The sequence below is a fragment of the Stenotrophomonas sp. TWI377 genome, assembly GCF_039674525.1.
Lineage (GTDB): Bacteria > Pseudomonadota > Gammaproteobacteria > Xanthomonadales > Xanthomonadaceae > Stenotrophomonas.
Genome location: NZ_JBDJNT010000002.1, coordinates 115,393 through 128,821, shown reverse-complemented (window position 1 = coordinate 128,821; position 13,429 = coordinate 115,393). Strand labels below are relative to the sequence as shown.

Annotated in this window: 11 protein-coding genes; 5 read left to right on the top strand and 6 right to left on the bottom strand. The window is 68.4% G+C overall.

Annotated features, from left to right (window positions below):
* The first annotated feature begins 80 nt into the window (after window positions 1-80).
* Window positions 81-1,145 carry a DNA topoisomerase IB gene (locus ABE546_RS03965; protein WP_313219829.1) on the top strand — a complete coding sequence of 355 codons (1,065 nt, stop codon included), beginning with the start codon at window positions 81-83 and terminating at the stop codon, window positions 1,143-1,145.
* 9 nt (window positions 1,146-1,154) lie between these two features.
* Here ABE546_RS03965 and ABE546_RS03960 read toward each other — a convergent pair whose 3' ends face one another.
* Window positions 1,155-1,496 carry a hypothetical protein gene (locus ABE546_RS03960; protein WP_313211186.1) on the bottom strand — a complete coding sequence of 114 codons (342 nt, stop codon included), beginning with the start codon at window positions 1,494-1,496 and terminating at the stop codon, window positions 1,155-1,157.
* Between the two features lie 207 nt (window positions 1,497-1,703).
* Between ABE546_RS03960 and ABE546_RS03955 the strand changes: the two genes are divergently transcribed.
* Window positions 1,704-2,837 (top strand): SDR family oxidoreductase, encoded by a 1,134-nt coding sequence (locus ABE546_RS03955; RefSeq protein WP_313219831.1) that lies wholly within the window; start codon window positions 1,704-1,706, stop codon window positions 2,835-2,837.
* Here ABE546_RS03955 and ABE546_RS03950 read toward each other — a convergent pair.
* Window positions 2,794-3,939, bottom strand: a complete 1,146-nt coding sequence (locus ABE546_RS03950; RefSeq protein ID WP_346462757.1) for a serine hydrolase domain-containing protein — start codon at window positions 3,937-3,939, stop codon at window positions 2,794-2,796. The two genes, ABE546_RS03955 and ABE546_RS03950, sit on opposite strands and share 44 nt — an antisense overlap.
* A 205-nt stretch (window positions 3,940-4,144) precedes the next feature.
* Here ABE546_RS03950 and ABE546_RS03945 point away from each other — a divergent pair, with 205 nt between their 5' ends.
* Together ABE546_RS03945 and ABE546_RS03940 are read left to right on the top strand one after the other, a co-directional pair.
* Window positions 4,145-4,531 (top strand): BlaI/MecI/CopY family transcriptional regulator, encoded by a 387-nt coding sequence (locus tag ABE546_RS03945; RefSeq protein WP_019184134.1) that lies wholly within the window; start codon window positions 4,145-4,147, stop codon window positions 4,529-4,531.
* 15 nt (window positions 4,532-4,546) lie between these two features.
* Window positions 4,547-6,376, top strand: coding sequence for a M56 family metallopeptidase (locus ABE546_RS03940; protein ID WP_346462756.1), 1,830 nt, complete (start codon window positions 4,547-4,549; stop codon window positions 6,374-6,376).
* Between the two features lie 60 nt (window positions 6,377-6,436).
* On the opposite strand, the gene ABE546_RS03935 is transcribed toward ABE546_RS03940, so the two are convergent.
* The 3 genes from ABE546_RS03935 to ABE546_RS03925 are packed head-to-tail and all read right to left on the bottom strand — an operon-like array spanning window position 6,437 to window position 10,410.
* Entirely contained in the window at window positions 6,437-6,772 is a 336-nt protein-coding gene (locus tag ABE546_RS03935) for an I78 family peptidase inhibitor (protein WP_313211190.1), read from the bottom strand.
* 48 nt (window positions 6,773-6,820) lie between these two features.
* Complete coding sequence (locus tag ABE546_RS03930) at window positions 6,821-7,933, bottom strand: ribonuclease H-like domain-containing protein (protein WP_346462755.1); 1,113 nt, start codon at window positions 7,931-7,933, stop codon at window positions 6,821-6,823.
* Entirely contained in the window at window positions 7,930-10,410 is a 2,481-nt protein-coding gene (locus ABE546_RS03925) for a DEAD/DEAH box helicase (RefSeq protein ID WP_313219835.1), read from the bottom strand. Before ABE546_RS03925 ends, ABE546_RS03930 begins: the two co-directional genes overlap by 4 nt.
* Before the next feature lie 145 nt (window positions 10,411-10,555).
* Between ABE546_RS03925 and ABE546_RS03920 the strand changes: the two genes are divergently transcribed.
* The gene (locus tag ABE546_RS03920) at window positions 10,556-11,062 is read left to right on the top strand and encodes a hypothetical protein (RefSeq protein WP_313219836.1); all 507 of its coding nucleotides are present in this window, start codon (window positions 10,556-10,558) and stop codon (window positions 11,060-11,062) included.
* A gap of 4 nt (window positions 11,063-11,066) precedes the next feature.
* Here ABE546_RS03920 and ABE546_RS03915 read toward each other — a convergent pair whose 3' ends face one another.
* On the bottom strand, window positions 11,067-13,055 hold the full coding sequence (locus ABE546_RS03915; RefSeq protein ID WP_346462754.1) for an IgaA/UmoB family intracellular growth attenuator: 1,989 nt from the start codon (window positions 13,053-13,055) through the stop codon (window positions 11,067-11,069).
* Window positions 13,056-13,429: the final 374 nt, after the last annotated feature.

Genomic DNA, 13,429 nt, shown 5'->3' with positions numbered 1-13,429 from the left:
TGAGGTGTTTGTGTTGCGTTATTGACGCGGCGCCGCACCGGCAGCGGTAACACTGCGTTTCCCTGATCCGCGCCGCGTCCATGAGCCCGAGCCGCACCACTACCCCCGAAGCCGCCGCCGCCCGCCAGGCCGGCCTGCGCTATGTCAGCGATGAACTGCCAGGCATTGCCCGCCGCAAGGCCGGCAAGGGCTTTGCCTACCGCGATGCCGATGGCGCGACGGTCCGCGATGCCGCCACCCTGGCCCGGATCCGCGCGCTGGCGATCCCGCCGGCGTACACCGATGTCTGGATCTGCGCACTGCCCAACGGCCATCTGCAGGCCACTGGGCGTGACGCGCGCGGACGCAAGCAGTACCGCTACCACGCCGATTGGGCGCGGGTAAGGGGCGATGGCAAGTTCGATCGCATCATTGCCTTTGGTACCGCCCTGCCCACGCTGCGCCGGCGCCTGCGCCGCGATCTGAAGCTGCCCGGCTTCCCACGCGACAAGGTGCTGGCGATCGTGGTGGCGCTGCTGGCACAGACGCTGGTGCGCGTTGGCAATGAAGTCTATGCACGTGACAACCGCTCTTACGGGCTGACCACGCTACGCAACCGCCACCTCGCGCTGGTCAAGGGCGGCCGGGCGCAGATGCGCTTCCGGGGCAAGTCCGGGCAGGCGCATGAGGTGGATGTGGATGACCGCGAACTGGTCAAGCTGATCCGTGGCTGCCAGCAGCTGCCCGGGCAGGCGCTGTTCCAGTATCGCGATGACGATGGCGCAGTCCAACCGGTGGACTCGGGCATGGTCAACGACTATCTGCACGATGCGATGGGCGAGGATTTCAGCGCCAAGGACTTCCGCACCTGGGGCGGCACGCTGGAGGCGATCCGTCAGCTTGCCGTGACCGAGCTGCCCGAACCCTCCAGTGAGCGCGCGCTGGCAGCATTGCAGAAACAGGTGGTATGCGAGGTCGCCAACCTGCTGGGCAACACACCGTCGGTGTGCCGCAAGGCCTATATCGATCCTTGCGTATTCGATGGCTGGCGGGCCGGCTCATTGAAGGCCCTTGCCGGCCTGCGTGGCGAGCGCCAGTGGGAACTGGCCACGCTGAAAGTGCTCAAGGCCGCGCGGCGCACCGTCCGGCGTGCCCGCGCGGGATGAGCGTAGCGGTCAGCCGCAGTAGAGTGCGGTGATGTTGTTGGTACGACCGGTTTCAATGGTCAGCCGTTCGCCGCCCTGTTCTGCGCCCGGGGTGGGATTGGCCGCGCCACTGGCAGTGGCGCCACTTGCGGCACGCTCGCTGCGCACGACGATGACCTGCAAGCTGTCGCTGTCCACGCGGGCACGCTCGACCGTGGCTTGCGATGCCGCCAGGCCCACGGCGCCGCGGACCTTGTCCACGTGGCACTGGCCGGAAATGACGCCGTCGATCGGCTGGACCTGCGCGACAGGGGTGCTGCTGCAGGCGGACAAAGCAAGGACGGCCACAGCCGCGGACAGGTAACGAAGCATGCGACGCACTCCATGGGAATTGCGCTCAGGGTGCATCGGTGCCCGTATGCGGCGCATGAATCTCTACACGGTGTGGGCACGCTCCATTCACCGTCCCTGGCCGCCGGGTTGACCATAGTGGGGCTGCGCATTCCACGGCGGCCATCGCCGCGACGAACATGCGCCCGCGTGAGACCCACGCATCTGATCCGGCAACAGGAGTCGAACATGGCCACGGCCAAAACCCGTAAGACCACCAAGACCCCCACTTCCCGCAAGCGTCCGCGTCCGGCGGAGGCGGCTGCCGCGGCGGCCGAACCACGCGCCCGTACCCCGGTCGTCAAAACCGCGACCCGCAAGGCCGCCGCCACCGATCCGCGCGCTGCGCGCGTGGCGGCCCGCCAGCGCCGTCTGCAGGACCAGGAAAAGGCCAAGGACGCGCGTGCGGCGAAGAAGGCCGCGAAGGCGCCCACCACGAAGGCCGCCAAAAAGGCCACCCAAGCGGGCACGCGCCGCCAGCCGGAAAAAATGCCGGCCGAGCAGCTGGCCAAACCGGGCAACGAACACGAGATGCAGCTGGCCCCGCGTTTCCTCGCGCCGGACTACCAGGGCAGCGGCAAGCTCAAGGGCAAGCGCGCGATCATCACCGGCGCCGACTCCGGCATCGGCCGCGCGGTGGCGGTGCTGTTCGCCCGCGAAGGGGCGGATGTGGCGGTACTGCACCTGGATGAAAAGAAGGACGCGAAGATCACCCGCGAGCACGTCGAGAAAGAAGGCGGCCGCTGCGTGGTGATCGCGGGCGACGTGCGCGATCCGGCGTTCTGCAACAAGGCCGTCAAGCAGGTCGTCAAGGCCTTCGGCGGTGTCGACATCCTGGTCAACAACGCGGCCTTCCAGCTGCATTGCGATCGTCTGGAAGACCTCGAGGACGAGCACCTGCAGGAAACCCTGCAGACCAACATCGGCGGCTACATCCAGATGGCGCGCGCGGTGCTGCCACACCTGGGCGAAGGCGCGAGCATCATCAACACCGGCTCGGAGACCGGCCTGTTCGGCAGCAAATCGCTGGTGGACTACTCGGCCACCAAGGGCGCCATCCATGCCTTCACCAAGGCGCTGGCCAGCCAGCTGCTGCCACGCGGCATCCGGGTCAACGCGGTCGCCCCGGGCCCGGTCTGGACCCCGCTCAATCCGGCCGACAAGAAGGCGCCGGATGTAGCCGAGTTCGGCCAGGACAGCGACATGGGCCGTCCGGCGCAGCCGGAAGAGCTGTCGCCGGCCTACGTCTTCCTCGCCTCGCCGATCACCGCCAGCTACATCAGCGGCGTGATCCTGCCGGTGATGGGCGGGCCGCGCGGCTGATCGCCGGCGCGGGCGCGTCCACGCCGTAGAACGCGGCGATCCGTGGAATGAAGGTCTGCGGGTTGGCCCCGACCAGGTTGGTCAGCACCACGATGGCCAGCCCCTGGTCGGGGTAGACGATGAAGGCCGAGCGTGCACCGCCCATGCCGGCCACCTGGCGTTGCGGTGCACGTTGCAGCACCGCCCAGCCGGCCCCCCATGCGCCGTCGCTGCCGTCATTGAGCCGTTCCGGGGTCCACATCCGGCGGGTGCCGGCGGCGTTGACCAAGCGGTTGCCGGTCAACGCGACCAGCCACTGCGCGACGTCGTCGGCAGTGGTCAGCATGCCGCCGCCAGCCCACAGCCCGGGGGGCATGTCGTAGAACCAGTGCGAGAGCCGTGGCGCGGCGTCCGGCGCATCGGTGCGGCGCGGGAACCAGCTGTAGATCGTGGCGCTGTTGGCGATCAGGTCGTAGCTGTCGCCGAACGTGGATGACGGCATCCCGGCCAGATCGAACTGGCGCGTGGGTACGTAGCGGTCGTACGGCATCGCGGACTGTGCGGCGATGATTCGTGCCAGCAGCACGTAGTTGGTCTGGTTGTACGTGAAGCGGGTGCCGGGCGCAGCGTCTACCGGGCGTTGCGTCACGGCGGTCCAGGCGGCCGCCTCGGTCCCGCCGCCGAGCAGGCCCTGTGCATCCAGAATGTCCGGCAGTCCTGAGGTATGTGCCAGCAACTGGCGCACCCGCACCCCGCGCCACGCGTCGGGCAGGTCGGCGAGATAGGCCGAGATCGGCGCATCCAGGTTCACCTTGCCTGCTTCGGCCAGCTGCATCATCGCCACCGCGGTGAATGACTTCGTCGCCGAGTTGAGCGGAAAACGCGTGGCGCGCGTGGTCGGCAGCTTGTTCTCGACATTGGCCAGCCCGTGGCTTTCGGACAGCACCACTTTCCCGTCCTGGACCACGGCGATCTGCAGCCCGGGAATACGCAGCGCATCCATGGTCTGGCCGATGAACTGCCGGGTCTGCTGGTTGGCGGTGTCCACGTTGCCGGCTTGGGCGTGCACGGCCAGCGGGAACAACAGGGCGACGATCATGATCACGCGACGGGTGGAACGCATGCGGTGGGTCCTTGGCGAGGCGGGCGCGATGCCACGGCGGACTGCGGCAGCTCGAAGGCTTGGATGCGGGCCGGGGCGAAAAGGTTTAAGGCCCACGGGCTGTCCACTGCGCCGCCTACCGTTCGTCGGCACCCTCCATCCGGCACTTGACGACACCTGTAGTCACTGGCACGGTAGCGACACGTGTAGTCATAGGGAGAGCGTCATGCGCGGCAAGACGATCGGGGACCAGGAACTGGCCCTGCTGCAGTACATCGCGGAACAGGACCGCCCCAGTGTCGGGGAGGTCGCCACCGGCTTCGGGGAGCCGCGCGGGCTGGCACGCTCGACCGTGCTGACCATGATGGAGCGCCTGCGCGCCAAGTCGTACCTGAGCCGCAAGCAGGTGGACGGTGTCTACCGCTATGCCACCACAAGCGGCCAGGACAGCGTGGTGCAGGGCGCCGTGGCCAGCTTCGTGGAGAAGACGCTGCAGGGCTCGGTCTCGCCGTTCGTGGCGTTCATGTCGCACAAGGTGGATGTCAGCGATCAGGAACTGGCCGAGCTGGAAGCGCTGGTCGCACAGTTGCAGTCACGCAAGCGGGAGGGCTGAGTCATGGACATGATGATGAGTGAAGTGCTGATGCGCCTGGGCTGGACCAGCCTACAGAGTGCGGTGCTGGTGGCGCTGGTGTGGGGCGTGTGCCGGCTGCTGCCGCAGCTGCCGTCCGCCACCCGTTGCCGGCTGTGGTGGCTGGTGGCCGCGCAGGCCGTGCTCGGCCTGCTCTGGAGCAGCCCGCTGGAACTGGCGGTGTTGCCGGCCCCGGCGGCGGTGACGGCACCGGCGATGGCGCTGCCCGCGTTCGACGCCGCCGTGCAGGCCGCGCCGGTCACGTACGCCGCCACTGCGCTCGAGTCGGCGACGATGACAGCCTCCTGGCCCTTGCTGCTGCTGGCCGCGTGGGCTGCCGGTGTGCTGCTGATGCTGATGCACAGCCTGCGCGGCTACCGCGCCAGCCGCGCGCTGGTGCGCAGCGCCACCGAGTGCACCGACGCCGGCCTGCAGCAGGCGCTGCAACTGGCCGCCGAAGCGCATGGCCTGCGGCGCTCACCGCAGCTGAAGCTTTCCGCGCAGATCCGGTCGCCGCAGTTGATCGGCCCGTGGCGGCCGGTGCTGCTGCTGCCGGCCCGCGAGCTGCCGACGATGTCGGCGGACGATCTGGACATGGCGCTGACCCACGAACTGATCCATCTGCAGCGCCGTGACCTGTGGTGGGGGTTGCTGCCAGCGTTGTCGCAGCATCTGTTCTTCTTCCATCCGCTGGTCCACGTGGCGGCCCGCGAATATGCGCTGGCTCGCGAAGAAGCCTGCGATGGGGCGGTGGTGGCCGGGCATGATCACTGCCGCCATGACTACGGTCGCCTGCTGGTGCAGCTGGGTGTGGCGCCCCGTCCCGCCGTCGGCGTGGCCAGCGCCTCGCCGAACCTGCGCAGTCTCAAGCGCCGGCTGCGGACGCTGCAGCAGACCCGCAGCGTCCCGCGCGTGGCCTCGCTGGCAATCACCGCGCTGTTCGTGGTGATCGGTATTGCACCGTTGCGTCTGGTGGCTGCACCGCCGCCGCCGGCCGCACCCCAGGCACCGGTCGCGCCGACCGCGCCCACCCCGCCCGCGCCACCGGCCCCGGCACCCGAACCGCCGCCGGCGCCACCGCCGGTATCCGCCCCGCAGCCCCCGCAGGCCCCTGCTGCACCGCGCGCACCGGCGCCGTCCGAGGCCCTGGCTGACGACGTGAGCTTCGTGACCCACGGTAAACTCAACATCACGCGTCAACCCGCGCAGGCCTTCGTGTTGATTGGCGGCGAGAGCAATTTCGTCGATGCCTCCGTCGCTGATCTCAAGCAGGCACGACGCGATGCCGGCAACGATCAACCGGCGCTGTGGGTGCGCCGCGGCCAGGACCGCTATCTGATCCGCGATCCGGCGGTGCTCAAAGCGCTGGGACACACCCAGACGGAAGTGGCCGCGCTGGGAACGGCGCAGGCCGAGCTGGGCAACCGCCAAGCGGCGATCGGTCAACAGATCGCGGCGGCATCGTTGCAGATCACGGCCGATGCAATGGCCTCGGTGGATGTCAGCGCGGTGGTCAACAGCGCGATCCGCGATGCCGGTCTGGATGCCGCTGTCGAAGCTGACCGGGCGGCCCGCCAAGGGGCTCGCCAGTCACGTGCAGCGGCGTCGGCTGCCAGCCAGGCCGCACGCGAAGCACGTACCGCCTCAGCCAGGGCGGTGGACGCCCGCCAGATCGCGCTGGTGGCGCGTGAGCAGGCCGAACTGGGCAAGGAACAGGCACGCCTGGCACAGCAGCAGAGTGTGGCCTCGGCGCGTGCGGTGCGCGACGTGCGCACCGCGATCGATCAGGCACTGGCCAGCGGCAAAGCGGAGCGCGTGCGCAACTGATCGCCACGTTCGCCACGTTCGCCACGGCGGCCTGCGTGCCAGGCCGCCGGCTTCAACCGATTAGCCGCAGTTGGCCCGCACGATCCTGTTCTGTTCGTCCACTTCGATGCTGAGCCGGTCTTCGCGGAAATCCATGGTCATCGCCATGCCCGGCTTGAGCACGCGGGCATTGCGGGCACCGCTGTCCTTCACCGCCTTCTGGATCACCGCCTCGGTGGCAGTCTGCCCGGTCAGGCCGGTGAGCTTTTCCGGGTCGCATTGGGAGGCGCTGCCGGCTACCGCAGGCGGGGCGGTCGAGGTCGGGCTGTCAGGTGGCGTCGCGGCGGTCTTGGCCGGAGGGCTGCAGGCGGCCAGCGGCAGGGCACAGCCCAGGGCGAACAGAAGGTTCAGACGCATGTGGTGGTCCTCCCACGGTAAGTACCCGCAGTGTCCGTGGGCCGGCCTTTACACCGCGTCAATGGCCTGCAGCGCCAACGTCTCCCGGTCGCGCTGTTCTTCGGCCACCAGCCGCCGCATCAGCAGCGCCAGGGTCACCACGTCCTGATGGTTGTGCTCGGCTACCCGGCGCAGGTTCACCGCACTGCCGCCGCGCAGGTAGTTCAGCCACGCAGCCGGCGCTTCCGAGCCGGGCAGATCGTCCTCGCGCACGATCTGCAGCAGCTGCCGCTCGATCGTGGCCAGCCGGCAGTTTTCCCAGGTGCCGCGATAGCGGCGGCGTGTCGGGAACAACAGATCGACGTGATCCAGCGGCGTGATCGGGCAGCGCTGCCGGGCCAGCCGATAGCGCGTCTTGAGCAGCGGGGCGTCGTAGCAGCGCCCGTTGTAACTGGAAAACACCGTGCTCGGCTGCAGCCAGCCGGCGAACTCGCGCAGCATCGCGGTTTCCGCGGCCATCGTCGTCATCAGCAACTGGCGGATGCGCAGGCCGTCGCCACGTTCGGGATGCGTGTGCCAGTCCGCGGCACCGATCATGAAGGCGCGGGTGCCGGTGCCGCCGGCCAGGCCGGTGGTTTCGGTATCGAAGAACAGCAGGTCCTGCGGCTGCACCTGTTCACCCTCGCGCTTGGCGAAGGCCAGCGACAACGGTTCGGTCGGAATGGCTTGGATAACGAACGATTCGATCAGGAACAGGCCCGGCGCGATCTCCTCACCCGGCACATGGCGGTCCTTGGCGTTCTCGCGCGCGGGGGCCGTGCTGATGCCGCGGCCGCGCAGGCCGAGCAGACGGCGCAGGCCACCAATCTCGGGCTTGCGCAGCGCCGGCGCGGGAGCAGGAACAGCGGGAACCGCCGGTGCGGTCTCGCGTGCGGCCGCACCGGTTGGCTTGTGGCGGATCTCCTGCTCGACCCAGCCGAAGACGGAGGCCGGTGCGGGCGTACGCGCACGCGCATCGTTGGCGGCGGGCGGAAGCGGGGTGCTGCCCGTGTCGCCGGGAGCGCCCGTGTCATCGGCAGCGGATCCGCGCCCAGCGGCGATGGCGGGACCAGAGGCAGGCGCCGCTGTCGCATCACCGGCCTGCCGACGCAGCAGGCGCAGCTTGTCCAGGCTCAGGCTCACGGGGTCACCACCTCGGCGCTACGGCGCTCCTGCTCTTCAGCAGACGGCAGCGCGGCGCTGTCGAACAGATCCAGCACCTTCAACGCCAGCGCCTTGGGCGTGGTGGCATCGTCCTCCTGGCCGGCCAGCACCGGGCCCACGCAGGCCGGGCAGCCGGCCTTGCAGTCGCAGCCCTGCACCAGCTCGCGCGCGCGCAGCAGCAGCTCGGCCTGGCGCACCCAGAGCGGTTCGCTCAGGCCCACACCGCCAGGGAAGTTGTCGTACAGATACACCGTCGGCACGAACTGCTGCTGCAGCTCGATCGCGCTGGCATCGAACTCGGCGCCGCGCAGCTGCCCGCGTCCGCTCTGGTCGGCCACCGCGAACCACGCGCCATCGCCATTGCCGACCGCCTTCTGCAGATCGCGAGCATCGGCCATCACCGCCACCGTGGCGACGATGTGCAGCGCGTAGGCCGCGCCGAGGAAGCCATCCAGCGCTTCCTGCTTGCTGTCGAACGCGGTCAGCAGCAGCGCCTGCGGCAACTGCCACCACACCGCGGTGGTGTGCAGCTCCTGGTCGGGCAGATTGACCGGGCCGTAGCCGATGTTCTCGTGGGTGTAATAGCGGATCTTCTTGTAGCCGGCCACGCGGCGCACCACGTGCACTTCGCCGTGGTGCGAATCGCCACGCCCGGCGATGCAGCCATCGAAGCGGTCCAGCACCTTGAGCTTGGTGAAGTCGATGCTGTCGGTGTAGTAGTCCACGTGGGTACGGGTGACGTAGGCCTTGCGGCCTTCCCAATCCAGCCGCTCCACCTGGTAGGGGGTGGACTGCACCATGTGGATGGCGCCTTCATACAGCGTCAGCGCGGCGGCGGAGTAATCCACCTCGGCGATGATCTGCTGCTTGCCGTCGCTGCGGTCCACCACCACGAAGTTGCCGTCGGCGACCGAGCGCAGGCTGACCGCGTTGGCCGGGTAGCTGTCGGCGATCCACTCCCAGCGGTCGCCTTCGCGATGCACCACCTCGGTTTCGGCCAGGGCTTCCAGGAACACCAGCGGATCGATCGGGCCGAACGGATCGCCGGCCAGGAACGGCAGCTCGAAGGCGGCGCAGCGGATGTGATCGAACAGGATCAGCGGCTGGTCCGGCGCGATGCGCGCATGCTCGGGCGAGGCGTCGGCGAAGAAGTCCGGATGCCGCACAACGTATTGGTCCAGCGGCTGCGAGCTGGCCACCATCACGCCCAGTGCGGGCTGCTGGCGCCGGCCGGCGCGGCCGAAACGCTGCCAGGTCGCGGCGACGCTGCCCGGATAGCCATTGAGGATGACCACGTCCAGGCTGCCGATATCCACGCCCAGCTCAAGCGCCGAGGTGCTGACGATGCCGTCGATCTGCCCGGCGCGCATCGCCCGCTCGGTCTCGCGCCGTTCGGTGGGGAGGTAGCCGCCCCGGTAGGCGCGGATACGGGCCGGCTTGCGCGGGTCGTGGTCGAAGATGTCCTTGAGGTACTTGGTGAGCACTTCAACCATCAACCGGCTCTGCGCGAAGATCAGGGTCTTCAGGCCGGACTTGATCGCGATGCGGGCGATGCGGTTGCTCTGCGAGCGCGCCGAGGCCCGCAGGCCGAGATCGGCATTGACCACCGGCGGGTTCCACAGCAGCACATGCTTGGGCCCGGTCGGCGCGCCGGATTCGGTGATCGCGGTGACCGGCGCTTCGATCAGCGCCTCGGCATGCGCCTGCGGGTTGCCGATGGTGGCCGAGCACAGAATGAACTGCGGCTCCACGCCGTAGAACGCGCAGATCCGCTTGAGCCGGCGCAGCACGTTGGTGACGTGGCTGCCGAACACCCCGCGGTAGGTGTGCACCTCATCGATCACCACGTAGCGCAGGTTCTCGAAGAACTGTGCCCACTTGGTGTGATGCGGCAGGATCGCCTGATGCAGCATGTCCGGGTTGGAGACCACGATGTCGCCGTGCAGGCGGATCGCCTGGCGTGCATCGCCCGGCGTGTCGCCATCGAAGGTGAAGGCTTTCACGCCCAGGTCGCCGGCGCGGTTGAGCTCCAGCAGCTCGGCCACCTGGTCCTGGGCCAGCGCCTTGGTCGGGAACAGGTACAGCGCCTTGGCCTTGCCCTGCATGGCGGCGCTGACCACCGGCAGGGTGTAGCACAGCGATTTCCCGCTGGCGGTCGGGGTCACGATGGCCACGTGCTCGCCCCGCTGGCTGGCCTCCCAGGCCTGCGCCTGGTGGCTGTACAGCTGCTCGATGCCGCGTGCTTTCAGCGCGTTGACCAGGGCATCGGGCACATCGGCCGGGATCGGCGCGTACTGGCCCTCGCGGGCGGGAATCGTAAAGCTGCCGGTGATGCGGTCGTTATAGCGCCGCTGCAGGCGCGCGGTCAGCAGCGCACCATCGCGCGAGGGCAGCCCATCGGTGGTGGCGAGGTTGCGCTCGGCGTCCTCGGTGCGCTTGGCGAGTTCGTAAGCCATGGTCACAACGGTCTGCAAAGGACGCTATGGAAACATGACCGCGTCTCAATGTCTGAGACATCGCGATGCAGGCCGGTGAATGGTTCAGTGCCCGCCCGCGCTATCTGGACAGCTGCCAGCAACGAAATCTGAAGGCGGCGTCCGTATGCTTGAGGGAGCCCGCACACACAAGGATGGCGCCGCAGTGGCATTACGTGGACACCAAGGTGCAGTTCTGCTGGCCAGCCTGCTGCTGGCCGCCGCCGCGCAGGCACAGCAGGTGGCGCCACCCGAACCCGTGGAGCCGCCGCCCCCGACAACGCAGGGGGATGTCACCACGCTGGGCGAGGTGCGCGCCCTCAAGCCCGACGACGAACCGCTGGACCTGTACCGCTTCAAGAATCCGGTACAGGTGCAGCCCAACCGCTTCAGCCGCACCTGGAGCGAACCACCCTCGCCGGAGCAGGTCAGCATGAGCGGTGGCTATCTGATGATGGGCATCAACAAGGGGCTGGCCGCCGCTGCGCAGGGCGTGAACAAACTTACCGGCGGACCCGACCAGATCCAGTCCGCGAGCGCCCGCCCACCGCCGGAGCTGACCGACGAAGAGCAGCGTCGCGCGCAGGAGGTGTGTGCGCAGCAGGGTGGGTGCCCGGTGCTGCCGGAGCCCTGATCGGTCAGGGCGACCAGCGGTGCATCGGCGCTGGCCGCTGGAGGATGTCCGCGTCCAGCGCGCTGCGGCGTGCGATGGCCCGTGGCACGTAGCGCACGCACTGTACCGCGTGGAACAGCATCAGCAGCAGCGCTGCCAGCAGCCATGCGCAACGGCCCAGCCCGGCGATGGCTGCATCGGAGGGCTCGGTCGGATCAATCTCCAGCCACTGCGTGCGCCCATCGTGGATACGCGCAGTGACCGTGCCAGAGACGGCGACCGGTCGAGCGATGGTCGCGGTGGCGCGCATGCGCTTCCACTGGTCATGCGCCGTGCCGAGCCAGGCGTCGCCGACAGAGTGGAACTCAGCCGGCGAAGCCGTCACCAGGACCACGCCGCCCTGCTGCTGTGCGAGCAGCGCAGGCGTCTGCGCCGCCCACCGCGACAGCACATGCGCATCGGCCGCCTGCTCGACCGCGGTGTTGATCTTTCTGATCACGTGGCTGGGAAACGCCAGGCCCTCCGGACCCGCCTGATCGCTGGCGAGGCGGGCGGCGCGCATGAGCGAGGCCCAATCCTGGTCGCCATGCGCGGTGTGATCGCTCTGCCAGGACAGCAGACGCAGCAACGTTGACTGAAGGTCGCCGCAGGCATCCAGGCCCTGCACGCACGCGGCATCGACGCGCTCCAGCAGGTCGCCCAGTCCGGTTACCTGGCGAAAGGGTGCCAACAGATCGGTGGTCCCGGTGTACTGCGTACGCAGCTGCGTATCGTAGGACCCCAATCTCAGGATCGGTTCTGCGATCTCCAGTTCAGCCATCGGCACCTGGGGCACTCCCCAGCGGACCCGGTCGCAGTCGGCGGTGGCCACGGTATGGCCGTGCCGTTGCTGAGGCACCAACTCGCACGTTGCGCGCACGCGCAGGTGCACACCATCGCCGATGGCGGGAGGTCGTTGCAGCAGGCTGCCGGGGTCAGCATCGGTACGGAGCTGGTGCGCCGAGAACAATCGCATCGCGCGCTGCACTTCGTAGGTGGGGCCATCGCTGGCACTCAGCGCAAGGCACAGCGACACCAGCGCTACCGCGAGCATCAGGGCATGCCGCGCCAGCGGCACTGGTGGATATCGACGATGCTCATCCAGCATCGACCAGCCCGGACCCAGGGACAGTACGCGCCGGCTGTGCCGGTATATCTCGGCTTCGATTGGGTGACCCGCCTGCAGTCCCTTCGATTCGTTCCAGTCGTGGCAGGGGCGAATCCGCTGGTCGTTGCCGATCAACACGTGACATCCGGTGCCCGCAGGATCGCCGGGGCGCAGAAGCTGCAAGCGGTTCAGGCGACCATGCACCCGGTCGATTGGCTGAAGGGCAGCCGGACCAACCTGCCGACGCAGATAGAAGCCGGCCGACAACAGCATCAAGGCCAGTCCTGCACCCAGCACGCCCCAGGCCCACGGGCCGTTGTCCCAGAGCAGGGCCACGCCGCAGGCATTGGCCAGCAGGGCCAACCCGGCAGCCGCCCACGGCGTACCGGGGCGGCGACGGAGCCGGCGTTCCTCCGGATGCTCCATGCGCTCGCCCACGTGTCGTGCGGGCGTCCGTAGCGCGCGTGACCCTGCTGTGGTGATATCGAATGCATTGAGCCGCACCACGATCGCATAGCCCGGCGCCAGAACGACCTCTGCGGTGTTCTGCTCGGCCAGGTGGTCCGCCGCATCAAAGGGCAGCAGTACGTCCACGCCGCCCACGCTCTCCCGCACGAATGAGATACCCCGGTTGCGCAACACTTCGCGGGTATGGGGCCCGGTCAGTGCGCGCACCTCGGCATCCACGGTGAGGTCAAGGCAGGCATGGAGCGGCGCCAGGGCGGCGCGCTCTTTGACCGACAGCACACGCAGGGGTGCCTGCTCGCATAACCGTTCGAAGAAATGACGGGCGTCACGCCGTCGTTGCCACTGTATGACCGGCGCCAGAAACAAGAGGACGAGCACGCCGAATGCCATGATCTTCATCGCAAGCGGGCTGCCTCAAGGGGGACGGTGTACCAGGCCGATGTCCCCATCGAGTCGATCTTCACCATGGCAGGTGCATTCGTCATGCTCATGTCAGCGTGTGGAAAACCAGGCAGGTTGGCAGTTTGCCGGCGCGCTCACCATGCAAGAAGTTGTAGTTCATGGCACCACGGGAACGCGCTTCTGCCGAGCATCACCTCCGCGCGGTTGCAGTCGCTGAAATGCACCATGACGTCGTACGGGAGAATGACGTGGGTGCCGCCAGCAGTGTGCGGCGCATGCCAGCCGGAAGCATCACGACTGACCTCTGGGCCTGGTGATCCAGACCATCTGTCAGGTTTTCCACGCACTGACGGTCTTCTAAAGGACGCACG